18 protein-coding genes and 1 pseudogene are annotated in these 24,854 nt (G+C 71.3%); 12 read left to right on the top strand and 7 right to left on the bottom strand.

Going from position 1 to position 24,854, the window contains the following annotated elements; all coding sequences use genetic code 11:
* Positions 1–36: 36 nt before the first annotated feature.
* Positions 37–1,677, bottom strand: a complete 1,641-nt coding sequence (locus ACFXOM_RS08340) for an FAD-dependent oxidoreductase (RefSeq protein WP_384947159.1) — start codon at positions 1,675–1,677, stop codon at positions 37–39.
* 269 nt (positions 1,678–1,946) lie between these two features.
* On the opposite strand from ACFXOM_RS08340, the gene ACFXOM_RS08345 reads away from it, so the two are divergent.
* From ACFXOM_RS08345 to ACFXOM_RS08375, 7 genes are all read left to right on the top strand, one after another.
* Complete coding sequence (locus tag ACFXOM_RS08345) at positions 1,947–3,071, top strand: SchA/CurD-like domain-containing protein (protein ID WP_384928674.1); 1,125 nt, start codon at positions 1,947–1,949, stop codon at positions 3,069–3,071.
* Positions 3,072–3,150: 79 nt separating this feature from the next.
* A complete protein-coding gene (locus ACFXOM_RS08350) occupies positions 3,151–3,588 on the top strand; it encodes a cupin domain-containing protein (RefSeq protein WP_384928677.1) in 438 nt (145 codons plus the stop codon).
* A complete protein-coding gene (locus tag ACFXOM_RS08355) occupies positions 3,585–4,853 on the top strand; it encodes a beta-ketoacyl-[acyl-carrier-protein] synthase family protein (protein WP_384928680.1) in 1,269 nt (422 codons plus the stop codon). Before ACFXOM_RS08350 ends, ACFXOM_RS08355 begins: the two co-directional genes overlap by 4 nt.
* The gene (locus ACFXOM_RS08360; protein WP_384928682.1) at positions 4,850–6,100 is read left to right on the top strand and encodes a beta-ketoacyl synthase N-terminal-like domain-containing protein; all 1,251 of its coding nucleotides are present in this window, start codon (positions 4,850–4,852) and stop codon (positions 6,098–6,100) included. The genes ACFXOM_RS08355 and ACFXOM_RS08360 overlap by 4 nt, the downstream gene beginning before the upstream one ends.
* A 16-nt stretch (positions 6,101–6,116) precedes the next feature.
* Positions 6,117–6,383: an acyl carrier protein gene (locus ACFXOM_RS08365; protein ID WP_384928685.1), complete on the top strand. Its 267-nt coding sequence runs from the start codon at positions 6,117–6,119 to the stop codon at positions 6,381–6,383.
* A gap of 1 nt (position 6,384) precedes the next feature.
* Positions 6,385–6,864 carry an SRPBCC family protein gene (locus tag ACFXOM_RS08370; protein WP_384928688.1) on the top strand — a complete coding sequence of 160 codons (480 nt, stop codon included), beginning with the start codon at positions 6,385–6,387 and terminating at the stop codon, positions 6,862–6,864.
* Between the two features lie 44 nt (positions 6,865–6,908).
* The gene (locus tag ACFXOM_RS08375; protein WP_385037385.1) at positions 6,909–7,241 is read left to right on the top strand and encodes a TcmI family type II polyketide cyclase; all 333 of its coding nucleotides are present in this window, start codon (positions 6,909–6,911) and stop codon (positions 7,239–7,241) included.
* Between the two features lie 125 nt (positions 7,242–7,366).
* Here the strand turns inward: ACFXOM_RS08375 and ACFXOM_RS08380 are convergent, their stop codons facing one another.
* The 3 genes from ACFXOM_RS08380 to ACFXOM_RS08390 form a co-directional block, all read right to left on the bottom strand.
* On the bottom strand, positions 7,367–8,449 hold the full coding sequence (locus tag ACFXOM_RS08380; protein WP_384928692.1) for a methyltransferase: 1,083 nt from the start codon (positions 8,447–8,449) through the stop codon (positions 7,367–7,369).
* Positions 8,450–8,507: 58 nt separating this feature from the next.
* Positions 8,508–9,566, bottom strand: a complete 1,059-nt coding sequence (locus ACFXOM_RS08385; RefSeq protein WP_385037388.1) for a nitrous oxide reductase family maturation protein NosD — start codon at positions 9,564–9,566, stop codon at positions 8,508–8,510.
* A gap of 463 nt (positions 9,567–10,029) precedes the next feature.
* Positions 10,030–10,902 carry a (2Fe-2S)-binding protein gene (locus ACFXOM_RS08390; RefSeq protein ID WP_384928696.1) on the bottom strand — a complete coding sequence of 291 codons (873 nt, stop codon included), beginning with the start codon at positions 10,900–10,902 and terminating at the stop codon, positions 10,030–10,032.
* A 201-nt stretch (positions 10,903–11,103) separates the two neighbouring features.
* On the opposite strand from ACFXOM_RS08390, the gene ACFXOM_RS08395 reads away from it, so the two are divergent.
* The 5 genes and pseudogenes from ACFXOM_RS08395 to ACFXOM_RS08415 all read left to right on the top strand — a co-directional run.
* Positions 11,104–12,345: an acetyl-CoA carboxylase biotin carboxylase subunit family protein gene (locus ACFXOM_RS08395; RefSeq protein WP_384947164.1), complete on the top strand. Its 1,242-nt coding sequence runs from the start codon at positions 11,104–11,106 to the stop codon at positions 12,343–12,345.
* Positions 12,342–14,123, top strand: coding sequence for an IucA/IucC family protein (locus ACFXOM_RS08400; protein ID WP_385037391.1), 1,782 nt, complete (start codon positions 12,342–12,344; stop codon positions 14,121–14,123). Before ACFXOM_RS08395 ends, ACFXOM_RS08400 begins: the two co-directional genes overlap by 4 nt.
* Before the next feature lie 6 nt (positions 14,124–14,129).
* Positions 14,130–15,896: an IucA/IucC family protein gene (locus ACFXOM_RS08405; protein ID WP_384947169.1), complete on the top strand. Its 1,767-nt coding sequence runs from the start codon at positions 14,130–14,132 to the stop codon at positions 15,894–15,896.
* On the top strand, positions 15,886–17,097 hold the full coding sequence (locus ACFXOM_RS08410; RefSeq protein ID WP_384947172.1) for a type III PLP-dependent enzyme: 1,212 nt from the start codon (positions 15,886–15,888) through the stop codon (positions 17,095–17,097). Before ACFXOM_RS08405 ends, ACFXOM_RS08410 begins: the two co-directional genes overlap by 11 nt.
* A gap of 65 nt (positions 17,098–17,162) precedes the next feature.
* Positions 17,163–17,366, top strand: a pseudogene (locus ACFXOM_RS08415) (choline oxidase); the annotation flags it as partial.
* Between the two features lie 228 nt (positions 17,367–17,594).
* Here the strand turns inward: ACFXOM_RS08415 and ACFXOM_RS08420 are convergent.
* The 3 genes from ACFXOM_RS08420 to ACFXOM_RS08430 all read right to left on the bottom strand — a co-directional run bounded on the left by ACFXOM_RS08420 (position 17,595) and on the right by ACFXOM_RS08430 (position 24,797).
* Positions 17,595–19,814 (bottom strand): NADP-dependent isocitrate dehydrogenase, encoded by a 2,220-nt coding sequence (locus tag ACFXOM_RS08420; protein WP_384928710.1) that lies wholly within the window; start codon positions 19,812–19,814, stop codon positions 17,595–17,597.
* 253 nt (positions 19,815–20,067) lie between these two features.
* Positions 20,068–22,575, bottom strand: a complete 2,508-nt coding sequence (locus ACFXOM_RS08425) for a SpoIIE family protein phosphatase (protein WP_385037393.1) — start codon at positions 22,573–22,575, stop codon at positions 20,068–20,070.
* Positions 22,576–22,628: 53 nt separating this feature from the next.
* Positions 22,629–24,797 (bottom strand): SpoIIE family protein phosphatase, encoded by a 2,169-nt coding sequence (locus tag ACFXOM_RS08430; RefSeq protein WP_384928716.1) that lies wholly within the window; start codon positions 24,795–24,797, stop codon positions 22,629–22,631.
* Positions 24,798–24,854: the final 57 nt, after the last annotated feature.

The raw sequence follows: 24,854 nt of genomic DNA on the forward strand, positions 1-24,854 counted from the left end.
GCCGGTGCGCCCGCGGCGCACCGGCGGTTCCGGGGGTCAGGAGCGGTACAGCAGCGCGTCCATGACCGTCAGCAGGACCTCCTCGGCGTCCGGGACGCCGTCGACCGACCGCCAGGCCACGAAGCCGTCCGGGCGCACCACGACGGCGCCCGCGTTCGTCGTGCCGTGGAGCTCGGCCCAGTCCGATCCCGTCTCGGGGACGAGGTCGACGTCCTTGCCCTCACCGATGCGGTACGCGTCGAGCGTGATCGAGAGCTTGCTCGCGACCAGTGCAGCAGCCGCGTGCCAGGGAGTCCCGTCGGTACCCGTGAGCAGCACGAACGACCGCTCGTAGAGGTCCAGGGTGGAGATCATCCGCATGGTGCCGGGCGGGTGCAGCCACAGGTGCGGGGCTCGGGTGCCGGGCTCCCCGGCGAGCTGCATCCGCTGTGGTACGACCGGCTGCTCGGGATCGGCGCCGAGGACCGCGCCGCGCGGGTAGCGGTAGCCCATGGCGACGGTGAGCATGCCGCCCTGCCGCCCGCCGCCCGCGCCCGGGGCCGGCACGTACCCGGGGTGGCTGTGTTCCGCGGACCGGGCCGAGGCGCGTGCGCTGGTGGCCGCCGCCACCGGGAGGCGTTCCGCCTCGTAGGTCTCCAGCAGCCCGGGGCCCGCAGAGCCGTCCAGCACCAGGGCCAGCTTCCAGGCGAGGTTGTGCGCGTCCTGGATGCCGGTGTTGGAGCCGAACGCGCCGGTCGGGGACATCTCGTGCGCCGAGTCGCCGGCGAGGAAGACCCTGCCGTGCCCGTACCGTTCGGCGACCCGTTCGGCTGCGTGCCACGGGGCCTTCCCCGTGATCTCGACGTCGATGTCCGGCTCGCCGACCGCCCTGCGGATGTGGTCGATGCAGCGCTCGTCGGTGAAGTCCTCCAGTGCCTCGCCTCGACCCGGCTGCCAAGGTGCGTGGAAGACCCAGCTCTCCTCGTTGTCCACGGGGAGCAGGGCGCCGTCGGCCTCGGGGTCGGTGAGGTAGCAGACGATGAAGCGCCGGTCGCCGACCACGTCGGCGAGCGCGCGTGAGCGGAAGGTGATGCTCACGTTGTGGAAGAGGTCTCCCGGGCCGGTCCTGCCGATCCCGAGGCGTTCCCGGATGGGGCTGCGGGGCCCGTCGGCGGCGATCAGGTAGCTCGCGCGCACCGTCCTGCGCCGGCCGGTGTCGCGGTGCTGCACGACCGCGGTGACGCCGTCCGCGTCCTGGTCGAAGGAGAGCAGCTCGGTGGAGAACCTCAGGTCGCCCCCGTGCTTGCGGGCGCAGTCCAGCAGGACGGGCTCCAGGTCGTTCTGGCTGCACACGCACCAGGAGGAGGGGCTCAACCGGGCGGAGCCGTGTCCGGGGTCGATCTCCTTGAACAGCCATTCGCCCGCGTCCGAGGTGAGGGAAGGCGTCTGCAGGATGCCGTGGTTGTCGGCGAGGAGAGAGGCGGCTTCGTGGATGAGGGCTTCGGCGCCCGCCACCCGGAACAACTCCATCGTGCGAATGTTGTTGCCCCGTCCGCGCGGATGCCTCGACGTGCCCGCGTGTCTCTCCACCAGCATGTGGTCCACGCCCAGGCGGCCCAGGAAGAGCGATGCGGACAGGCCCACCAGGGAGCCTCCCGTGATCAGGACCGGTACGCGCTCGTCGATGTTTTCTTCCATCAGGTGCCTCAGCTCCAGCCGCCGGTAGGGGGAATGGAGTTTCCATGCCCTTGTGGGAGGGCGTCGATCGCCCGTTCACCCACCTGGTTCACACATCTCGCGCCACCCGTGGTAGCGGCACAGGATCGAAGCCGGACTGCCACTTCGCGTCAGTGTGAACGGCCGTCCGTACCTGTCGGATCTGTCGGGTCTCGCACTCGGAAACCCCGAGAAGCCGACTTCGTGCACCGCACGCGGCGGCCTCACTGTCTCGAAGGAGAGGCGTGCAAATGACAACGCTTTCCGAACGCATATCTCAGTCGGCTTTCGATGGCTCCAGGCTGCGCGTCGTGCTGCTGCTGGATCTCCATGACGGTGCCCAGCAGGACTTCCTGAAGGCGTACGAGCACATGCGCAACCAGGTGGCGTCGGTCCCCGGTCACATCAGCGACCAGCTGTGCCAGTCGATCGAGAATCCTTCGCAGTGGCTGATCACCAGCGAATGGGAGAGCGCTCCGCCCTTCCTCGCCTGGGTGAACAGCGAGGAACACGTCGAGACGGTACGTCCCCTGCACAACTGCGTGCGGGACACCCGCTCGCTGCGCTTCAGCGTGCTGCGGGAGACGGGCAACATGAACACCTCCGCGTTCTCGGGGCAGCCCGGCGGGGGCCTGCAGCCGTACGCCCGGGTGGGTGACGGTGTGGTCCGCCACGCCATCACCTTCACCGTCAAGCCGGGCAGCGAGCCCGTCGTGGCGGACATCCTCGCGAACTACACGTCGCCCGAGGCACAGGTCGACGAGACGACCAGGCTGCGCCGCACCTCGTTGTACATGCACGGCAACCGGGTCGTGCGGGCCGTGGAGGTGCAGGGCGACCTGCTCGCGGCCCTGCGCCACGTGGCGCGGCAGCCCGAGGTCAGGAAGGTCGAGGAGGCCATCAACCCCTACCTGGAGCAGGACCGGGACCTCCACGACCCCGACTCGGCGCGGGTGTTCTTCACCCGGGCGGCGCTGCCCGCGGTGCACCACCTCGCCACGGCGGGTGGCGAGGACCATCCGGACGTCAAGCGACACGCGCTGTTCTACCAGGCCAAGGAAGGCTGCGGCATGGCCCTCGCCAGGCTGCTCGCCGGCCAGGACGAGGTGGCGGCCGACGACCCGAGCACACCCCTGGACAGCAGCACCATCTTCCAGCGCGACGACATCGTCGTACGCCTGGTGGAGGTGCGCGGCCCGATCGACGCCCAGCCCCTGCTCACCATCGGTGCGCACGGTCCCCGCAAGGCGGCCATGCTGGCGCGGCTGCTCGACGACGAGGAGTTCCGCGGGGGCGCGACCCCGACGGAGGCGGACATGTCGCGCTTCCTCGCCCGTGCCGACATGAACCTGCTCACCGACCGCCGGGCCCCCTGAACCGTGCTTCCGGCCCCACCGGTCGCACACACACCGAACCGCCGGCAGCACGCCAAACGGCCACGTGGAGGAACCAGTCATGACCACACCCCATCGCATCGTCGACCTGAGCGAGACCCAGCCCAACCGCAAGCGCGGCGGCGATCTGCGCGCCATGCTCACGCCCACCGCAGTCGGAGCCACCAGCGGCTTCATGGGCCTCGCGATCGTGGAGCCCGGCGACCGCATCGGTGAGCACTACCACCCGTACTCCGAAGAGTTCGTGTACGTGGTCAGCGGCTCGCTCGAAGTCGACCTGGACGACGAGACGTACGCCATCCGGCCGGACCAGGGCCTGCTGATCCCGCCGTACGTGCGGCACCGCTTCCGCAACGTCGGCGACACCGAGGCCCGGATGGTCTTCCACCTGGGACCGTTGGCGCCGCGTCCAGAACTCGGCCACGTCGACACGGAGGAGACGCCCTCCAGGGAAGGTGCCGCACAGCGTCCGCCCGAACGGACGAAGGCGGCTTCATGACCCGGCGCGTAGCGGTCACCGGTGTCGGCATAGTCGCGCCGGGAGGCGTCGGCATACCGGCGTTCTGGGACCTCCTGGCCAACGGCCGTACCGCGACCAGAGGCATCACGCTGTTCGATCCGAAGGGGTTCCGCTCGCGCATCGCCGCCGAGTGCGACTTCGATCCCGCGGCCCACGGCCTCGGTCCGGAGGAAGTGCAGCGTGCGGACCGGTACGTCCAGTTCGCCATGGTCGCCGCCCGGGAGGCCCTGCGTGACGCAGGGCTGGACCCGGAGAAGGAGGACCCTTGGCGGATCGGGGTGTCCCTGGGCACCGCGGTGGGCGGCACCACCCGGCTGGAGCACGACTACGTCAAGGTCAGCGATTCCGGGCAGCGTTGGGACGTCGATCCCAGCCAGGCGGAGGCGCACCTGCACCGGGCGTTCTCGCCCAGTGCCCTCGCCTCGGAAGTGGCCGAACAGACCGGTGCCCACGGCCCGGTGCAAACCGTCTCCACGGGCTGCACCTCCGGTCTCGACGCCATCGGCTACGCCTTCCACGCGATCGAGGAGGGCCGGGTCGACGTCTGCATCGCCGGTGCGTCCGATTCACCGATCTCACCCATCACGGTCGCCTGCTTCGACGCGATCAAGGCCACGTCCCCCAACAACGACGACCCCGCGCACGCCTCGCGCCCCTTCGACGCCCACCGCGACGGTTTCGTCATGGGCGAGGGCGGTGCGGTGCTCGTCCTGGAGGAGTTGGAGCACGCCCGGGCCCGCGGGGCGACGGTGTACTGCGAGATCGGCGGCTACGCCACGTTCGGCAACGCGTACCACATGACCGGCCTCACCCGGGAGGGCCTGGAGATGGCGCGCGCGATCGACAGTGCGCTCGACCACGCCCGCGTCGACGGATCGGACATCGACTACGTCAACGCACACGGGTCGGGCACCCAGCAGAACGACCGGCACGAGACCGCGGCAGTGAAGGAGTCGCTCGGAACGCATGCGTACGAGGTGCCGATGAGTTCCATCAAGTCCATGGTGGGGCACTCCCTCGGCGCCATCGGGGCCATAGAGGTCGTCGCCTGTGTCCTGGCACTGGCCAACCAGGTGGTGCCGCCCACGGCGAACTACGAGACCCCTGACCCCGAGTGCGATCTCGATTATGTGCCACGCACGGCGCGCGCCCTCAAGCTGCGCAACGTGCTCTCGGTCGGCAGCGGATTCGGCGGATTCCAGTCCGCCGTGGTCCTGACCCGGCCAGGAGGGAGGACACGATGAGTCCTCGGCAGGACCGGCGTACGGCCGTCACCGGAATCGGCGTCATCGCCCCCAACGGGGTCGGCACCGATGCCTTCTGGAAGTCCACACGGGAGGGGGTCAGCGTCCTCGACCACATCACGCGTGAAGGCTGCGACCACATGCCGGTCCGTGTCGCCGGGGAGGTCCGCGGCTTCGATCCGGAATCGCTGGTCGAGGAGCGCTTCCTCGTCCAGACCGACCGGTTCACCCACTTCGCGATGGCGGCGGCCGACATGGCACTGGCCGACGCACGGATAGCGGCCGGCGACTACGACGACTCACCGTTCGCGGTGGGCGTGGTCACGGCCGCCGGTTCCGGTGGCGGTGAATTCGGCCAGCGGGAGCTGCAACGGCTGTGGGGGCAGGGTTCCCGCTACGTGGGCCCCTACCAGTCGATCGCCTGGTTCTACGCCGCGAGCACCGGCCAGATCTCGATCCGCGGCGGCTTCAAGGGCCCCTGTGGTGTCGTGGCCAGCGACGAGGCCGGCGGGCTCGATGCCATCGCCCATGCGGCGCGTGCCATCGAACGCGGCACCGGTGCCGTCGTCATCGGTGCCGCCGAAGCTCCCTTGGCGCCGTACTCGCTCGTCTGTCAACTCGGCTACCGCGAGCTCAGCATGAGCGACGAACCGGACCGCGCCTACCGCCCGTTCACCTCGGGGGCCTGTGGTTTCGTCCCTGCGGAGGGCGGCGCCATGCTCGTCGTCGAGGAGGAATCGCTGGCCCGTGACCGCGGGGCCACGGTCCGGGCCGTCGTGGCCGGCCACGCGGGGACGTTCACCGGCGCCTCCCGGTGGGAGGAATCGCGCGAGGGACTGGCCCGCGCGATCTCCGGTGCCCTCGACGACGCGGGCTGCGCGCCGGAGGAAGTCGACGTCGTGTTCGCCGACGCGCTCGGCGTACCGGCGGCGGACGAAGCAGAAGCCCGGGCCATCACGGACGCGTTGGGCCGGCACGCCCGGCGCGTGCCGGTGACGGCGCCCAAGACGGGCACCGGCCGGGCCTACTGCGGGGCGCCCGTCCTGGACGCGGCCGCTGCGGTGCTCGCGATGCAGGAAGGTCTCGTCCCGCCCACGCCCAATGTCTTCGACGTGTGCCACGACCTGGACGTCGTGACCGGCAGGGCCCGCCCCGCCGAGCTGCGCACCGCCCTGGTGCTGAGTCGAGGGCTCATGGGTTCGAACGCGGCGCTCGTGCTGCGGCACGGCACCGACAACCCCTCATGAGAAGGAGGACTCCCTCATGACCACTCAAGTGACCAAACTGACCATCGAAGAGCTGGCCGTCCTGATGAAGCAGGGCGCCGGTGTCACGGTCGACCCCAAGGAGATGGGCGGCCGTCCCGAAGCGCGGTTCGACGAGTACGGCCTCGACTCCCTCGGGTTGTTGGGCATCGTGGGCGAGCTGGAGAACCGGTACGGCCGGTCGCTGCCCTCCGACGCGGACCGCTGCAAGACCCCCCGAGAGTTCCTCGACCTCGTCAACAACTCCCTCATGGCAGGAGCCTGAAGTGTCCGGGCACACCGAGAACAACATCACCATCAACGCACCCCTCGACCTCGTCTGGAACGTGACCAACGACATCGAGAACTGGCCGCAGCTGTTCAGCGAGTACGCCTCCGTGGAGATCCTGGAGCGCGAGGGCGACAGGACGAAGTTCCGTCTGACCATGCATCCCGACGACAACGGCAAGATCTGGAGCTGGGTCTCGGAGCGGGTCACGGACCGGCCGTCGCTGACGGTCAACGCCCGTCGCGTCGAGACCGGCCCCTTCCAGCACATGGACATCCGCTGGACGTACAAGGAGACCCCGAAGGGCGTCGTGATGCACTGGACGCAGGACTTCGCGATGAAGCCGGACGCCCCCGTCGACGACGACTGGATGACCGACAACATCAACCGGAACTCCCGTGTCCAGATGGAGCTGATCCGGGACAAGATCGAGAAGCGTGCCCGGGAACGCGAGACCGTTCCCGTCCACACCGACTGACTCCGACCGACTCCAACTGACTCCGACAGAAGGGACTCCCCCTGATGCACCAGGCCCTCATCGTCGCCCGCATGGCACCGGGTTCGGCGCCCGACATCGCCAAGGTGTTCGAGGAATCGGACCGGGGTGAGCTGCCGGGGCTCGTCGGGGTCACCCGGCGCAGCCTCTTCCAGTTCGGCGATGTCTACGTGCACCTGGTCGAAGCCGACAGGCCGCCCGGTCCCGCGATCGCGAAGGTCGCGGACCACCCGGCGTTCCGGGACGTCAGCGAGAAGCTCTCCGCCTACGTCAGCGCCTACGATCCGGAGACCTGGCGGAGTCCCAAGGACGCCATGGCCCACCGGTTCTACCTCTGGGAGCGCGCCGGCACGGTGTAGGGCGCCCCGCAACACCGGTCGCCGGCTCCGCGTGGGGAACGCGGAGCCGGCGAAGGGGTTCTCCGGGTCGGACGAACGGGTCGACGGGGGCAGGGGAAGTACCTCCCGGCGGTCCCCCGTCCGGATCAGCCGGGGACGACGCTGTCGAAGGCGTGCAGATAGCTGTTGACCGGTCGGACGTCACCGACGGCCAGACCCGCGTCCGCCATCCTGCTGAGCATGCTCTCCTTGGTGTGCTTCGCACCACCGACGTTGAGCAGGAGCAGCAGGTCCATGGAGGTGGTGAACTTCATCGACGGCGTGTCGTCGACGAGGTTCTCGATCACCACGACCCTGGCACCGGAGCGGGCGGCCGAGACCACGTTGCGCAGGGTCCTGCGGGTGCTGTCGTCGTCCCACTCCAGGATGTTCTTGATGATGTAGACGTCGGCCTCGACCGGGATCGACTCGCGACAGTCGCCGGGCACGATGCGCACGCGGTCGGCGAGCGCGCCCCCGTCCCGCAGCCGCGGGTCCGCGTGGGCCACCACCCGGGGGAGGTCCAGCAGGGTCCCCCGGATGTCCGGGTGCTTCTCCAGCAGGCTGGCCAGGACGTGCCCCTGGCCGCCGCCGATGTCCGCGACGGTGGCCGCCCCGGTGAGGTCGAGGAGTTCCGCCACGTCACGGGCCGACTGCATGCTGGACGTGGTCATGGCCCGGTTGAAGACGTGGGCCGATTCGTGCGCGTCCTCGTGCAGGTAGTCGAAGAACCCCTTGCCGTAGAGGCTGTCGAAGACGCTCTTGCCGGACCGCACGGCCTCGTCGAGGACGGGCCACGCGTCCCATGTCCAGGGCTCGGTGCACCACAGCGAGATGTACTTGAGGCTGTGCGGGTCGTCCTCGCGGAGCATCCGGGACATCTCGGTGTGGGCGAAGGCGCCGTCGTCAGTCTCGGTGAAGATGCCGTAGCACGACAGGGCGCGCAGCATCCGCCGCAGTGACCTCGGGTCGGCCTGCACGGCCGACGCCAGTTCCTCGGCTGTGGCGGGGGTCTCCCCCAGTGCGTCGGCGACGCCGAGTCGCGCTGCGGCGCGCACCGCGGCGGCACATGCCGCCCCGAACACCAACTCCCGCAGCCGCATGGACGGCGGGGTCGTGGTCAGGATCGTGGTGCTGGCGGTGGCGGTGGCGGTGGTGGCATTGCTCGGGGTGGTGCTTACGGTCGTCATGCCCTCTCGTTTCTCACGGTGTTCGGGGGGAGGGAGGGGCCGGTGGGAGCGGCCCGCGTCAGCACAGTCCTGCGGGTTGTGACACCCGGCAGAAGTTGCCGTCGAACCTGTTGCCCTTGCCGGTGTCCCGGTTGGCGAGGTCTGCCGTCGCGTTGTTCAGCAGCACGTTGTCGCGGATGACGTTGCCGCTGTTGGGGGCACCGACGATGCTCTTGAAGAGCACGATCCCGCCTGCGAAGGGCGAGGAGCCCGCGTGACCCCAGACCGTGTTGTCCTCGACGGTCACGCGCTCGACGCCGGTGAGGACGATCCCCGCACCCTGGATCACCGGGAGCCGTGCGGTCTTCGGGCACAACTTGTTGTTGTTGTGAACCCAGTTCCTGCGGACCGTCAGCGCTCCGGCGCGCGGGACCCCTTCGTCGCCGACGAGGAACACCCCGGCGCAGTTGGCGGTGAAGGCGTTGCCCTCGACGGTGAGGTTCCTGAGCCGTCTGACCGTCAACCCGACGCGGTTGCCCGTCATCAGGTTCTCCTTGACGACCGCCCGTCGGGCGTCGGTGGCTCCGGCCTCGGAGTCCACGGTGTTCGACAGGAAGATGCCGGACTCGGCATTGTCGCGCGCGGTGTTCCGTACGACCTCGGTGCGCAGGGACCGCTCGGTGGCGATGCCCCAGTTGCCGCTCTTGTCCACGGTGACCTGCCGGACGCTGAGCCGGTCGGTGCCCGAGGCCCAGAGGCCGTTCTTCTTGGCCCTCAACACCCGCAGGGATTCGATCCGGACGTTCCTGACGGGCTTCGCGCTGGTGCCGAGGACGCAGATCCCGTTGCCTGCCTGGCCACAGGTGTGCGCGGGCTTCACGGCCGGGGCGGCGATGACGGTGGAACGGCCTGATCCGCGGAGGGTCAGGTCCGACTTCGCGATCTGCACGCTCTCCCGGTAGGTGCCGGGTGCGATCTGGATGGTGTCGCCCGGCTTGGCGGCGTTCACGGCGGCCTGGATGGACTGCCCCGGGTTCACGGTGCGGGTGACCGGGACGGGCTTCGGCGCCGCGGCGCCCACTCCCGAGGCCATGAGGAGGGCAACGCTTCCGAGGTACATGATCTGTTGTTTCGTCATGAGAAAAAATTATGGGCAATTATGACGAATCGCCACATACCATAAGCCAACAGGCGCGTGTCGGGGTGCCCCGGGGAAGGACAAGCGCTTACGGCTCGGGGAGTGCGACCGTCCGCCCATACGGATCAAACCGCGGGCCGCCACCCGTTCGGAGCACAGGACGGCGTCACACAGAGCGACGCCGACACGCGCGGGGCTCACTGCCCGACGCGCGGGGGGGATGACGTACGGCGAACGAGGGACCCCGCGGTCGGGGCTCGGCGCCGCCGGTCCGCACGCCCCGGCCCGCCGGCGCCCCTACCGGACGCCGAAGGACGTCACCGCGCGTGCGGGTGGATCGCTCCGGATGCGGTCGTCCGCCGGTTTCCCGGCACCGTGGGACGCGACGGGCGCGGCGACGCTGACGACCGTCCGCCGCCGACCGTTCCCCGCCCGAGCCGTCGACGCGTCGAGCGCCCCCGCCTCAAGTGCCCTCGGCCACGCCGTCGCCGTCGATCCTGCGCAACCGTTCCGCATCGCAGGTCCGCGGGCAGGTGCCGCACGCCTCGGCCGGGCGGATCGCGTAGTACATGCAGCAGCCGAGGCGGGTACGGGTGGGGTACGAACGCCCGGAAGAACCCGTCAGGCTGCGGAAACCCGCACCGCCGGGGAACGGGGCGACGGGTTCGGGCAGCAACTCCCCCGCGGCACGGACCCCCTCATCCTCCTCCCCCAGCATCCGACCGAGGTACCAGATCCCGGAGACGAGGTCATCACCCACCATGCCCCACAGCGCGCGCGGTCCCCGGCGCACCTGCGGGCCGATCGCCGCCAGCAGCGGGCGCACATGGTCGGCCACCGCGGCGCGCAGCTCCGCACGCAGCGCCTCCTCGTGCGCCAGCACCCGCACCCCGGGCAGTTCCGCCGCCGGATCCCCGGGCAGGCAGGCGAAGCCCGTGGGCACGACGGCGTAGGAGGCGGTCATCAGACTGACGCGCACGTCCTGGGGTCGGATGCGGGGCACACGGCGCTGGAGGTACCAGGGGCCGCTCATCAGCAGGCTCACGGACCACAGGTAGTCGTGCAGGGCCCGCGACGCGACGACGTCACGTCGCGGGGTGCGGCCGTGGTCCCGCTCGATGCGCAACGCCTCCGCGTCGAGGAAGGCGTCGAGGAACCGCGGACGACCCGCCAGCTCCGCACCGTCGGCCCAGCCCTGGCCCGCCGTCGCGCCCGGCGCCGCGACGTCCACCTGCAGGGCCGGGCAGAGCACCGAGAGCCGTTCGTAGGTGACGGCCAGCAGGGCGGAGCAGCTCGTGGCGGCGCCTGTCGGCAGGCATACCGGAGCCATGGTCACGGAACGCACCTCGACACGATGTCGGAGACCGGAATGATCGCAACGGTAAGGCAAGGCTCACCTTAACCACACTCCCCGGCCCTTGCACCAATCGAGCCCGCGTCGGCGCGAATTGACAAAGTTAGGCGTACCTAACTTAAGCTCTCGGGTCGTGATCCAGAACTTGCCGGGTCACCGATCCGCGGCGGAAGTGATCCCTTCATGCAGTTGTACCTGCTCGCCCTGAACCCGACCGACTCGGTCACCGAGGGCTTCCTCCCCGCTGCCCGGCGGCTCGGCCTGCACGTCACCATGCTCACCGACCAGCCGTCAGCACACCGTGCCGTGTACCCGGACGTCGAGATCCTGGAGTGCGACGTACGCGACGTCCACGCGGTGATCTCCCGGGTCTCCGCCCACCGCGCGCCCGACGCGGTCTTCAGCAACAGCGACCACGTGCAGACCCAGACCGCGCTCGCCGCCGACTACTTCGGCCTCCCCGCCAAGAATTGGCGCTCCGCGCTGCGGGCGAAGGACAAGGCGCAGATGCGCCGGCACCTCCGGGCGGCGGCGGCCGCAGGAGGAGGCTGCGCCCCGGGCACCGGGGAGGACCTTCTGGCGGGCGGCACCGTCAGGTCCGTCGAACTCGCCCCGGGGCAGGACCCGACCACGGCAAGGGGGGTCGCCGACCTGCCCTACCCCTGCGTGGTCAAGCCCCGCGAGGGCGTGGCCAGTGAGGACGTCTTCCTCGTCGAAGACCTCCGGGAGCTCGGGCAGCGCTGCAAGGAGATCCGGGCACGTCGCCCCGGGGCGGCCCTGGTGGTCGAGGAGTACCTGCCGGGCGACCTCTACACGCTGGAGACGCTCGGTGACGGCCGCGTCCTGCACACGCTCGGCGGGTTCCGCACCGAGCTGTCACCGCCCCCGCACTTCATAGAGGAGCGCCTGTCCTACGTGCCGGCGCACTCCTCTCCCGTCGCCGAGCAGGTGCTGGCGCAGTTGGACGCCCTCGGCGTGGGCTTCGGCGCCTGCCACACCGAGTTCGTGGTGCACGACGGTCGCGCGCGCATCATCGAGGTCAACTACCGGGCCGTCGGCGACCAGTGCGACCTGCTGCTCGCCGAGTTGCTGGACGTCCCGTACTTCGAACACGTCCTGCGCACGCACCTCGGAGAGCCGCTCCCCGTCGACCTCGGCTTGCGCACCGGGGTCGCCGCGCGACTGCACTACCCCTGCGCGGACCGCGCGGGCACCTTGGCCTCGGCTCCCGCAGCAGTCGAACTCGAAGACGACGGAGTAAAACTGACGTACCGCCCGCTGCGCGCCGTCGGCGAGCGCCACGAGCTCTACCGGACCAACCGCGACTTCCTGGGCGTCGTCCGCGCCACCGGCGTCGACCAGGGCCGGGTGGACCGGGCGGTGCGCGCGTTCCTCGAAGGGCAGCACTGGGAGATCGCACCGTGACCGTACCGGCGGCCGGCTCCGACGGCACGCCCGACGCACCGCCGGGCGGGACGGCCGAGTCGGCGGAGCTGACGCTGCGCGTACTCGGCGCGCTGCTGCGCGAGGACGTCGTGGGGCTGCGCTCCGGCAGCGTCCCGGTGGACGGGCCGGACGGCGTATGGCTGCGCCGGCCGACCACAGGACACGACGCACTGCTGCTGCCGGTGCGCAGCGACGGGTTCCAGTGCGTCTGGGCGCCTCGACTGCCGCTGCTGCGCAGGGAGTCCGACGGGACGGTGGTGAGCGGCTGCGACGCCGTCCTCGCCGCCTTGAGGGCGCTGGCCGACCCGGTGGACCGGGGTGGCTTCGACACGTTCGCAGAAGAGTGCCGTCAGACGCTCGCCACCGTCCGGCTGCACACCGGCACGCAGGAGGAGGTCCTGGCCCTGCTCGCCGAGCGGCACGGAGCGGACCCGGCCCGCTGGACCGGCCTCTTCGCCGGACTCGCCCACGACACGCTCGCCGCGCGGCTCGACCACCCGGTCTATCCGACCGCGCGCGGCCGATCCGGCCTCGTCCCGCGCCAGCTGCGCGCCTACGCACCCGAATTCCACCCCCGCTTCGCGCTGCGCTGGATCGCGCTCCCCGCGGACGCGGTCACGCTCCGGGGCGCGCTCCCGGGACCGCGCCCCTCCGAGCTCGGCCTGCGGGGACTCGACGACAGCCACGTCGCCCTCCCCGTGCACCCGCTCTCGGTGGGCGCCCCGCTGCGTGCGGCCCTTCGGGACGCGGTGCTCGACGGGGCCGCGGTACTCGCAGACCGCTCCCACCTCGACGTCGTACCGACCCTGTCCATGCGCACCGTCGCCCTGGCCGACACCCCTCGGGTCCATCTCAAACTGCCCCTCGCCACCTCCACCCTGGGCAGCCTGAACCGGCGCACCATCAAGCCGGGCACCCTCGTGGACGGAGCGGCCGGGCAGCGCCTGCTGCAGTCGGTGATCGACCGTGAGCCGCGCTTCCGCAGAACCGTGCTGCTCGCCGACGAATCCCGGTACGCCCACGCCGGCCACGAGCTCCTCGCCGTACTCCTGCGCCGGTACCCCGCCGGTCTCGACGATGCCGTCGTGGTGCCGGCAGCCGCCCTCCTGGGCCGGGCCCCGGGCGGACGGATGCTCCTCGACCACCTTGCGGACCGCTTCTACGGCGGCGATCCGCTCGCCCTGCTCGACGCCTGGTTCACCGTGCTCTTCGACTGGCAGACCACCCTCTTCGCGTACGGAATCGCCTTGGAGTCCCACCAACAGAACGTGTCCCTGGTGCTGGACGAACGAAAGGGGCGTCCGCGCATGCGCCTGCTACTCAAGGACAACGACGGACCGCGCGTCAACATCGACCGGCTGCGTGCGACCCTCGGTCCGGGTACGCCGGACCCCGCCGTCTTCGACGACCCGCGGGTCGTCTGTCACGACGACGGACCCGTCGTGGACCTGTTCACCACCATCACCGTCCATTTGTGCGCGGGCGCGTACGCCTTCGCGCTGGCCCGGCTCGAACGCGCCCCGCTGCGGCGGTTGCTCGGGCTCGTCCGGGAGCGGCTCTCCGAGGCGGTGGGGCGCTGGGAGGGGGGTCCGGGTGAGCCGGGCACCGTCCTGCGCGAACATGTCCTGGACGCAGCGCGGTTGCCCATCAAGGCGATGGTGACGGCGGGCACGCTGCTCGCCAAGGACCGCTCGGGAGCGTCGGACATCAACAAGCACTACACCACAGGCCCCAACTACCTGCTGCGGGGAGTGTGAACGGCGATGACATCGACCAGCCCTTCTGCACGCCACTCCGCCCTGGCAGGGATGCCCACCGCCGACGAGGCCGTGGCGCACACCCTGCTGAACTGCCTGCTCCGCGAAGTGTCAGGACCCGAGCACCAGACCGCCGTGATCGACGGCCACCTGCTGCTGCGGCTACCCCGTCACGGGGTGCTGCTGCGGGTGGCGTTGCGCCGCACGTCCCTGCTGGGCGCCCACCGGTTCACCGGCCCGGTGGCCGAACAGACGGACGACGGCTGGTCCGACCTCGACTGGCAGCGGCTCGCCGAGTACACCCGTGCCGAACTGTCGCTGCGTACCGGCGCGGACAATGACGAGTTCCTGACGCAGATCGCCTCCAGCCACCGGGGGGTCACCGCCGGACTCGCCCGGTGCCGGTCGGGGAGAACTGCCCCTCACCGCGCGGGGGACGGGAGCCCGCTCGGCCGCTACCTCGCGTCCGAGCAGTCCCTGGTGCTCGGCCACCGCTTCCACCCCGCCCCCAAGGCACGCGGAGGCGATACGGCAACCTGGTCCGCCTACGCTCCGGAGGCCGGGGCCTCCTTCCCGCTCCGGCTGCTCGCCGTGCGGGAGGAGCGGATCGCCGAGGAGACGGCCGCCCCGGGTGCCACGGCTCCGCTGGACCGGCTGGGGCGGGCGCCCGACGGCTACCGGCTGCTGCCGGCCCACCCGTGGCAGTACGAACTGTTGCGCGACCACCCCTCGCTGCAACAGGCGTACGCGCGCCGGGACGTCATCGACCTCGGAGCGGGCCGCACGCCGTTCACCGCCACCGCCTCGGTGCGCACCGTCTACGACGGCGACACCTTCCTGAAGTTCAGCCTCAACGTGCGCATCACCAACTGCCTGCGGAAGAACGCCCGTTACGAGCTGGCGGGTGCGGTTGCACTCACCCGGCTGCTCAGGCCCGCACTGGCCGACCTGGCTGCGCGCTTCCCGGACAGCGGCGTGCTCCGCGAGCCCGCCTATCGCAGCCTCGCGCTCCCGGGTCCGGACGGCGAGCCCGTGCTCGACCTGCTGGAAGGCTTCGGCGTGATCGTCCGGGAAGGGCTCGGCAGCCGGTTGCGCCCCGGAGTCACCCCCCTGCTCGCGGGCGCCGTGGCGGACGAGTACCCCTCGGGGCCCGCCCACGTGTCCCGTCTGCTCCCCGACTCTGACCCCCGCACCGCCCTGTCGTGGTGGCGGGCGTACCTGGACCTGCTCGTCCCGCCCGTGCTCGCGGCCTACTTCGACCACGGACTCGTCCTCGAGCCGCACCTACAGAACGTCCTCGTCTGTGTCGACGGCGACGGTCGACCGGCCCACGTGCTCTTCCGCGATCTGGAAGGCACCAAGTTGGTCCCGGAGCACCACGCCCAAGCTCTCGCCACGCTTCCGGCGGACGTGGCGGGCCCGCTGACGTACGACGCTGCGCGCGGCTGGGACAGGGTCCTCTACTGCCTGGTGGTGAACCACGTCGCGGAGTTGCTCGCCGCCCTCGCCGACCTGCACCCGCACTGGGAGGCCGCGCTCTGGTCGCAGGTGCGCCGCACCTTCCAGGCGTTCTCGGACGCCCACGGCCGCCCGCGCCTGCTGCGCGAGCTGCTCGCCGGCGGTCCCCTGCCCGCGAAGGCCAACCTGCTGACCCGGTGGGCCCGTTCGGCAGACCGCGAGGCGGGCTACGTCCGGCTGCCTTCCCCGCTGGCGCCGGACGTCCTGTCCGGCGCACACCCGATCGACGCCCCGTGGAACCGCGATGACCAGTGACCTCCTGACGCCGTCCGTCCGGGCGCGCGCGCTGGCCCTCCCCCCGGAGGACCTTCCCGCCTACCTGTACGACCTCGCCGCGCTGCGCGAGCACGCCGCGTCCGTGCGTGCGGCCCTGCCGGGACACGTCGAGCTGTACTACGCGGCAAAGGCCAATCCCGAGCCGCAGGTCCTCGCCGCCCTCGCCCCGTACACGGACGGGTTCGAGGTCTCCTCGGGAGGTGAACTGACCCACGTCGCAAGGGCGGTGCCCGGCGCCCCGCTGGCCTTCGGCGGACCGGGCAAGACGCCGGCCGAGACGGCGGCGGCACTCGCGGCGGGGGTGGAGCGGTTCCACGTCGAAAGCGTGCAGGAGCTACACGTCCTGGCGGAGACGGCCTCCCGGCTGAGGTCCGGATCGCGCGTGGGGGTGCTGCTCCGCTTCAACCTGCCGCTCGACGAGAGTTCCCTGAAGGACAGTGCACTGTCCATGGGTGGCCGTCCGACACCGTTCGGCCTGGATCCCTCGGACGCCGACACCGTCGTCGGCCTGCTCGCCGGCGGTGGCTTCCCCCGGCTCGACCTGCGCGGTGTACACGCCCACCTGGCCAGCGGCCTCGGCGCCCGGGCCCAGACCGCCGTCGCGGAATCCGTCGTCGCCTGGGCCGAGCGGCTCTTCGAGCGACACGGAACCACCCTCCACGAGGTCAATGTGGGCGGCGGGATGGCAGTGGACTACGCCTCGCCCGGGAAACGGTTCGACTGGACCGCGTACGGCGTGGGACTCGCGCGGCTGACGGCCTCCCGCCCCGGCCTGCGGCTGCGCATCGAACCCGGCCGGGCGCTCACCGCGTACTGCGGCTGGTACGCCACCGAGGTCCTGGACGTGAAGCACAGCCACGGCGAGGAGTTCGCCGTCGTGAGAGGCGGCACCCACCATCTGCGCACCCCCGTCACGAAGGGGCACGACCAGCCGTGCGAAGTGCTGCCCGTCGAGGAGTGGCCGCACTCCTGGCCACGCCCACGGGCCCATCGGGACCTGGTCACCCTCACCGGGCAGCTGTGCACGCCGAAGGACGTGCTCGCCGGGCGGGTGCCGGCGGCGGGACTGCGGGCCGGGGACCGGGTGGTGTTCGCACTGGCCGGGGCGTACGCGTGGAACATCTCCCACCACGAGTTCCTCATGCACCCGAGGCCCGGGTTCCACTTCTTGGACGCGTGACGCACCGGGAGGTGGGGCCCCGGGCCGGTGCCGAAGGGGGCGCCGGGTCGAGGCCCCACCCAGGCATCACTTTCGCAACACAGGCGATCGCCGCTCGACTGACCGAGGACCCGGACGTCAGCGTCTGCGTGGTCGAAGCGGGCCCGGAGGACGTCGACGTCGTCCTCCGGCCGGACCGCTGGACGGCCCTGTTGGAAGCGGGCTACGACGGGGACTACCCGGTCGAGCCGCAGGAGAACGGCAACAGCCTCATGCGCCACGCGCGGGCCTGTAGGAGGACGCGACGTCCTGACTCCGCTCCCCGGCCGCTGCCTGACGCGCCTTCACCGGACTCCCGGCCCGGCGGCCTCCCGCCCCGGTACGCCGTCCCCGCCGCAGGGACGCCACGTGTCCGTGCGGGCCCCGCACGAGGAACCGCCCCGGCGGACCGTGGTCTGCCGGGGCGGGGCCGTACGCGCTCCAGCGGGAACTCTGGGCCACCTCCCGCTGCCGTCGGGTCAGGCCAGGGTCGCGAGGGCCTGGTTGAGCGTCTGCGACGGGCGCATCACTGCCGATGCCTTGGCCGGGTCGGGCTGGTAGTAGCCGCCGATGTCGGCCGGCGAGCCCTGCACCGCGACGAGCTCGTCGACGATCGTCTTCTCCTGCTCGGTCAGCGTCTGGGCGAGTGGGGCGAACGCCTTGGCGAGCTCCGCGTCGGCCGTCTGCTTGGCGAGCTCCTGGGCCCAGTAGAGCGCCAGGTAGAAGTGGCTGCCGCGGTTGTCGATGCCACCGAGACGACGGCTCGGCGACTTGTTCTCGTTGAGGAACGTGCCGGTCGCCCGGTCGAGGGTGTCGGCCAGGACCTGGGCCCGGGCGTTGCCGGTCGTCTGTGCGAGGTGCTCGAAGCTGACCGCGAGGGCGAGGAACTCGCCCAGGCTGTCCCAGCGCAGGTAGTTCTCCTTCACCAGCTGCTGGACGTGCTTGGGCGCGGAACCGCCGGCACCGGTCTCGAACAGTCCGCCGCCGTTCATCAGCGGGACGACGGACAGCATCTTGGCGCTCGTGCCGAGCTCCAGGATCGGGAACAGGTCGGTGAGGTAGTCGCGCAGCACGTTGCCGGTGACCGAGATGGTGTCCTCGCCGCGGCGGATGCGCTCCAGGGAGAACTTGATCGCCTCGACGGGGGACTTGACCTCGATCTGCAGGCCCTCGGTGTCGTGCTCGAGCAGGTACGCCTTGACCTTCTGGATCAGCTGGGCGTCGTGGGCGCGCCCCTCGTCCAGCCAGAAGACCGCCGGGTCGCCGGTCGCACGGGCACGGGAGACGGCGAGCTTGACCCAGTCCCGGATCGGAGCGTCCTTGGTCTGGCACATCCGGAAGATGTCGCCGGCGCTGACGGCCTGCTCGATGACGGCCTCGCCCGCGGCGTCGACGACGCGGACCGTACCGGTGTGCTGGATCTCGAAGGTCTTGTCGTGGCTGCCGTACTCCTCGGCCTTCTGCGCCATGAGGCCGACGTTGGGCACCGAGCCCATCGTCGACGGGTCGTAGGCGCCGTGGGCGCGGCAGTCGTCGATGACGACCTGGTAGATGCCGGCGTACGAGCTGTCCGGGATGACGGCGAGGGTGTCGGCCTCCTGGCCGTCGGGGCCCCACATGTGACCGGAGGTGCGGATCATGGCCGGCATCGAGGCATCCACGATCACGTCGCTCGGCACGTGCAGGTTGGTGATGCCGCGGTCAGAGTCGACCATCGCCAGGGCGGGGCCCTCGGCGAGTTCGGCTTCGAAGGACGCCTTGATGTCGGCGCCCTGGGGCAGCGACTCGATGCCCTTGAAGATGCCGCCGAGGCCGTCGTTCGGGCTCAGGCCGGCAGCCGCGAAGGTCTCGCCGTACGCCGCGAACGTCTTGGGGAAGAAGGCACGCACCACGTGTCCGAAGATGATCGGGTCGGAGACCTTCATCATCGTGGCCTTCAGGTGCACCGAGAAGAGCACGCCCTCGGCCTTGGCGCGGCTCACCTGCTCCTTGAGGAACTCGCGCAGCACGGCGACGCGCATGACGGAGGCGTCGACGACCTCTCCGGCCAGTACCGGTACCGACTCGCGCAGCACGGTGGTGGTGCCGTCGTCACCGACCAGCTCGATGCGCAGGGCGCCGTCCTCGGCGACGACCGCGGACTTCTCGGTGGAGCGGAAGTCGTCGGCCGTCATGTGGGCGACGTTGGTCTGCGACTGCGGCGTCCAGGCACCCATGCGGTGCGGGTGCGCCTTGGCGTAGTTCTTGACCGAGGCGGGAGCACGGCGGTCGGAGTTACCCTCGCGCAGCACCGGGTTGACGGCGCTGCCCTTGACCTTGTCGTAGCGGGCGCGGATCTCGCGCTCCTCGTCGGTCTTCGGGTCGTCCGGGTAGTCAGGCAGCGCGTAGCCCTGCTGCTGCAGCTCGGCGATCGCGGCCTTCAGCTGCGGGATCGAGGCCGAGATGTTGGGCAGCTTGATGATGTTCGCCTGAGGCGTCCTGGCCAGTTCGCCGAGCTCGGCGAGGGCGTCGGGGATGCGCTGGCCCTCCTCGAGGTGCTCGGGGAAGCTGGCGATGATCCGGCCCGCCAGGGAGATGTCACGGGTCTCCACACTGACGCCGGCCGTCGAGGCGTACGCCTGGATCACCGGCAGGAACGAATGGGTCGCCAGGGCCGGGGCCTCGTCAGTGTGTGTGTAAATGATCGTCGAGTCAGTCACCGGGTGCTCCGCTCCACTTCTGCAACATTGCTCGACATCAAGATATCTCGTGATCGCCACCCGTTCGACAGGGCCCTGTCCGCCGGCCTCCGGGCGGCTCACCCGTCGCCGTCCTCCGCCGGTGCGCCGGGTCGAGGTGGCTCGCCCGGCGGGTGGACCCGGCCCGGGACGAGTGGCTGCCACGGGCTTGTGGCAGCCCGCACGGCTCCGTTCACCGCGGTGGCACCTCTCGTCGCCGCGCCCTACCGCGCCGCTACCACGAACTGCCCGCGGCCGCGGTTGCCGTGCCCCGCTCGTTCAGCGGCAGGGTCTGCTCCGACCAGACCGTCTTTCCGTCCCGCGTGTAACGGCTGCCCCAGCGGTGGGAGAGCTGGGCGACCAGGTAGAGGCCGCGACCGCCCTCCTCGGAGGCCCGGGCCCGGCGCATCCGCGGCTGGGAGTTGCTCGGATCGGACACCTCGCAGGTCAGCGCGCCCGCACGGATCAGTCGGAGCTGCACCGGGCCGCCCGCGTAGCGGATGGCGTTGGTGACCAGTTCGCTGACGATCAGCTCCGTGGTGAACGCCAGCTCGTCGAGGCCCCAACGGGCCAACTGCGCCACGACGAGCTGACGTGCGTCGGCGACGACCGCCGGATCGGCGTCGAGCTGCCACGTCGCGCTCGCGTCCGCCGGGACCGTACGGGCACGCGCGAGCAGCAGCGTGACGTCGTCCCGCAGTCGGCCGGGCGGCAGACCGGCCACGATGTCGTGGCGCGCGTCACGCAGGGGGCGGCCGAGCACGTCGGCGCGCAGGAGACGGTCCGCCAGGTCGCGCATGCCCTCGTCGATGTCCCCTTCCCCCCGCTCGATCAGACCGTCCGTGTACATGGCCAGGACGCTTCCGGGTGCCAACTCGACCTCGGCCTGTTCGAAGGGCCAGCCCCCGACCCCGAGCGGTGGTCCGGGGCTGAGTTCCGGGTACGTGACCACGCCGTCCCCACCGACCACGGCGGGTGGCGGGTGGCCCGCACTCGCCATGACGCACTGCCGGGTCAGCGGGTCGTAGACGGCGTACAGACAGGTGGCGGCGACCGGTCCGCCCGGCCTGGTCACGTCGTCCGTGCCGTGGCGCCCGTCCTCGGTCTCGGCCTCCGCGGCGACCTGCAGGACCAGGTCGTCCACGTGCACCAACAGCTCGTCCGGCTCCAGTTCCAGATCGGCGAGCGCGCGCACGGCGCTGCGCAGGCGCCCCATCATCGCCGTGGCGTGCAGTCCGTGGCCCGCGACGTCCCCGACGACCAGCGCCACCCTCGCCGAGGACAGGGGCACCACGTCGAACCAGTCCCCGCCCACGCCGCTGTCGGCGTCGGCGGGCAGGTAGACGCTCGCCGCCTCCAGCGCCGGCGTCTCGGACGTCGCGGGCGGCAGCAGGCTGCGCTGCAGGCCGACGGCCGTGAGGCGTTCCTTGGTGAACCTGCGGGCGTTGTCGACGGCCATCGCCGCCCGGGAGGCGATCTCCTCCAGGAGCGCGAGGTCGTCCTCATCGAGCCGCGGACGGTCCCCACCGCGCCACAGGGTCAGTGCACCGAGCATCTTGCCGCGCGCACGCAACGGAGCGGTCATCGCCGAGTGCGCCCCGGGGACGGCGGCGGCCCAGGCGTGGTCCTCCTGCACCCCCAGCTGATCTGCCAGGTCCACGACCAGCAGCCCACCGCACTCGCGTACCGGAGGCTGCCCACCGCTCCGGTCGGACCTCCCGTCGCCGGTGCCCGCGGCGGCGGGAACAGGCGAGACGTGAGTCGTGCCCGTGCGCAGCCCGTCGGCCGGGGCCCCCGCGACGACCGTGCGGACGAGCATCAGCGCGTACCGTTCGCCGGGCGGCGGCTCACCGCCGGTGAGCACGGTCTGGGCGAGGTCCACGGCCGCACAGTCGCCCAGTGCGGGCGCCAGTACGCCGCCCAGGTCCTCGATGGTACGCAGCACGGACAGGGACCCCGTCAACGCCGCCGTGGCCCGGTACAGCAGGTCGAGACGCCCGCGCGAGCGCTCGTGGTCGGTGACGTCGGTGAACACCGCCGCCACGCCCATCGGGTCCCCGTAGGGCTCCTGCAGCCTGAAGGCCTGGACGGTCAGGACGCGACCGCTCCTGGGGTCGTCGAGCGTGCGCGCGGCGGTGTGGAAGCCGACCAGCGGCGTCCCGGTGTGCAGGACTTCCCTCAGCTGCTCCTCAATGGCCCTGGCGTCCTCCTCCCAGAGGAAGTCCGCGAGGCGCCGGCCGTTCAGCTCGGGCGGCATGCCGGTGTACGGCAACAGGTGGGTGTTGGTTCGCAGCAGCCGCATGCCCGCGTCGAAGACCGCGAGGCCCACCCTGCCCTGCAGGAAGAGTTCCTGGGTGAAGGCGTGGTCCTGGCGCCACTGCGCGTCCAGCTCTGCGGGCGCGGCCAGGACGAGCCAGCGCGCCGTGCCCGCGCGGGAGCCGTCGGTCAGCGGAAGGGCCCGGAAGCCGATGTCCACGGCGCGTCCCGACCCGTGCCGCAGGGTGGCCCGGCCCTCCCAGCCGTCAGCCGTGGACTGTGTCCGCTGCGCAAGGACGGCGTCCCAGGTGCTCGCGTCCGCCAGGAGTTCGCGGGCCGAGCGTCCGCAGACGTCGGCGGAGGGTCGTTCCAGCAGGGCTTCGGCCGGCCCGGTCCACGCCAGGACGGTCCCCGTGCCGTCCAGCACGGCAGCGGCCGAGTTGGCGATGGCGAACGGATAGTCCTGGTTGCTGTCAGTGGCGCGCATACGGGCTCATCCCGGCGTCCTGGCCGTCGTACGGGCCGTTCCTCTGGACGTTCTCATGTTCCTCCCTGCCCGGAAGGGGGGCGAGGCCCACTACGCCGTCCGGTGGCGGTCCCACCCGATGCGCGCCCCGACGCGCCGCGACGGGCGCCGGGGGCAGGAGCCCCCGGGCGCCGGGCCCGGGCGAGCAGCATCGCCACGTCGTCCTTGGCGGTGCGCGGCAGCAACCGGCCGAGGACCCGTTCGCAGATCTCCTCCAGGGGACGGTCGAGTCGGGTGAGTGCGCCGGCGAGTTGCCCCATGCCCTGGTCGAGGTCCCGGTCCCGGGCCTCGATGAGCCCGTCGGTGTAGAGCACGAGCAGGCTGCCCGGGGGCAGCGGTACCCGCTCGGTCCTGAACTCCCGGCCGCCCGCGCCGAGTGGCATGCCCGAGGGACCGTCGAGGAACGCGACCCTTCCGCCCCCGGCGGCCAGTGCCGGCGGAGGGTGACCGGCCCGCGCGAGGACGCAGCCGCCCTCGGCGGGGTCGTGGACCGCGTAGACGCACGTGGCCATCTCGTTGTCGCCCAGGTCGGAGACGGCCGCGTCCAGGGAGCGGAGCATCCGGTCCGGCGGGATGTCGTGCCGGGCCAGGGTGCGCACGGCCGTGCGCAGTTGTCCCATGACCGCCGCCGCGTGGACCCCGTGGCCCATGACGTCACCGATGACCAGGCCGGTCCTGCCACCGGGCAGGTCGATCACGTCGAACCAGTCGCCGCCGACCTCGTGATCACTGGCGGGCAGGTAGCAGCCCGTGAGCTCCAGGCCCGCCACCTCGGGGAGGACGGTGCTCGTCAGGCTGCGCTGCAGGGTGAGCGCGGCTTCCCGCTGGCTGGTGTACATGCGGGCGTTGTCGATGTTCAGGGCGGCCCGGGCGACCAGTTCGTCGATGAGGACGCAGTCCTGCTCGTCGAAGCGCTCGCGATCCCGGGTACGGGTGAGCACCACGGCACCGAGTGCCGTGCCGCGGGCGATCAGTGGGACGAGCCGGGCACAGCCGATGCGGCTCATGAGGTACGCGCGCAGCCGCTCCGCACCGGGGTCGGTGATCAGGGCAGGGATGTCCGCCTGGTAGAGGTCCATCGGACGACCCTCGGCTATGACCCGCTCGTACACGGAGCCGAGCGGGAGCTGCAACGTCGTCCCCACCACGAGTTGCGCGGTGGGGGAAGTGGGGTCGGGGAACTGGGCGGCCACCCGTCGCACCACTCCTCGGCTGGACCCGGCGGCCTCGTCGGGTTCGAGGACTTCCTCCAGGAGCTGTACGTCGGCCGAGTCGGCTATCCGGGGCACCAGCACTTCCACCACCTCCTCCGCGGTGCGGTACAGGTCCAGGGTGGTGCCGATGCGCGCTCCCGCCTCGGCCAACAGGGCGAAGCGCTGACGGGCCCGCTCCGCCGCCGCCTGTGCCTGCTCCCGCTCGGTGATGTCGAGGAGCGAGGCGACGAGCCCGAGCCGGCGCTCGGCGCTGTCGACCAGCGGGGCGCACGAGCAGGACCACACACGGTCGTGGTCGGGGTCCGCCCTGGTGCGGCCGGTACCGCGTACGTCCACCACGGCCCGCCCCCGGTCCAGCGCCTGCCGCATCACGTTCTCCAGAGACGTCGCCGTGGGGCCGGGCGCGACCTCGGCGGGACGTCTGCCGAGGTGCTCCTCCGCGGGGACCCCGTTCATCCGTGCGAGCGCGTCGTTGACCCGTACGAAACGCAGGTCGGGCCCGAGCAGCGCCAGTCCGATGGGCGACTGGGTGAAGAGGCCCTCCAGCGCCGCGAGAGAATCCCGCATCCCGAGCACCGTCGAGGTCTCCACGGCAATGGCCATGACGCCCGTACGGCCCCGCGGGTCCACCGCAGGGCAGATCCAGATCTCCATGGTGAGGATGTGCCCGTCGCGGTGGCGCACCGGGAAGGTTCCCACGACCGTTTCGCCGGACATCACCTTCTGGCTCAGCTCCTCGGCGAGTTCCCAGTTGGGCTCGGGAACGAGCACCGGGATGCCCTGCCGGCCGAGCAGCTGCTCCGCGGCGTAGCCGAGCACGTCCTGGGCGGCGAGCGACCACTCGACGACGAGCCCGTCGGCGTCGGACCGCCACAGCGCCATGGGCAGCAGGTCGCGGAGCACGCCCGCGTACCCGACCGCCGTCACGGGCTGGTCCGGCACATCGCTCGTCGGCTCGTCTGTCTCCAACGCAACGACCTAACCCCGGGGCGAGGAGCGCTCCGCTTACCGGGCGCTCCCGCGGCT

It is taken from the genome of Streptomyces sp. NPDC059169 (genome assembly GCF_042755225.1).
GTDB lineage: Bacteria > Actinomycetota > Actinomycetes > Streptomycetales > Streptomycetaceae > Streptomyces.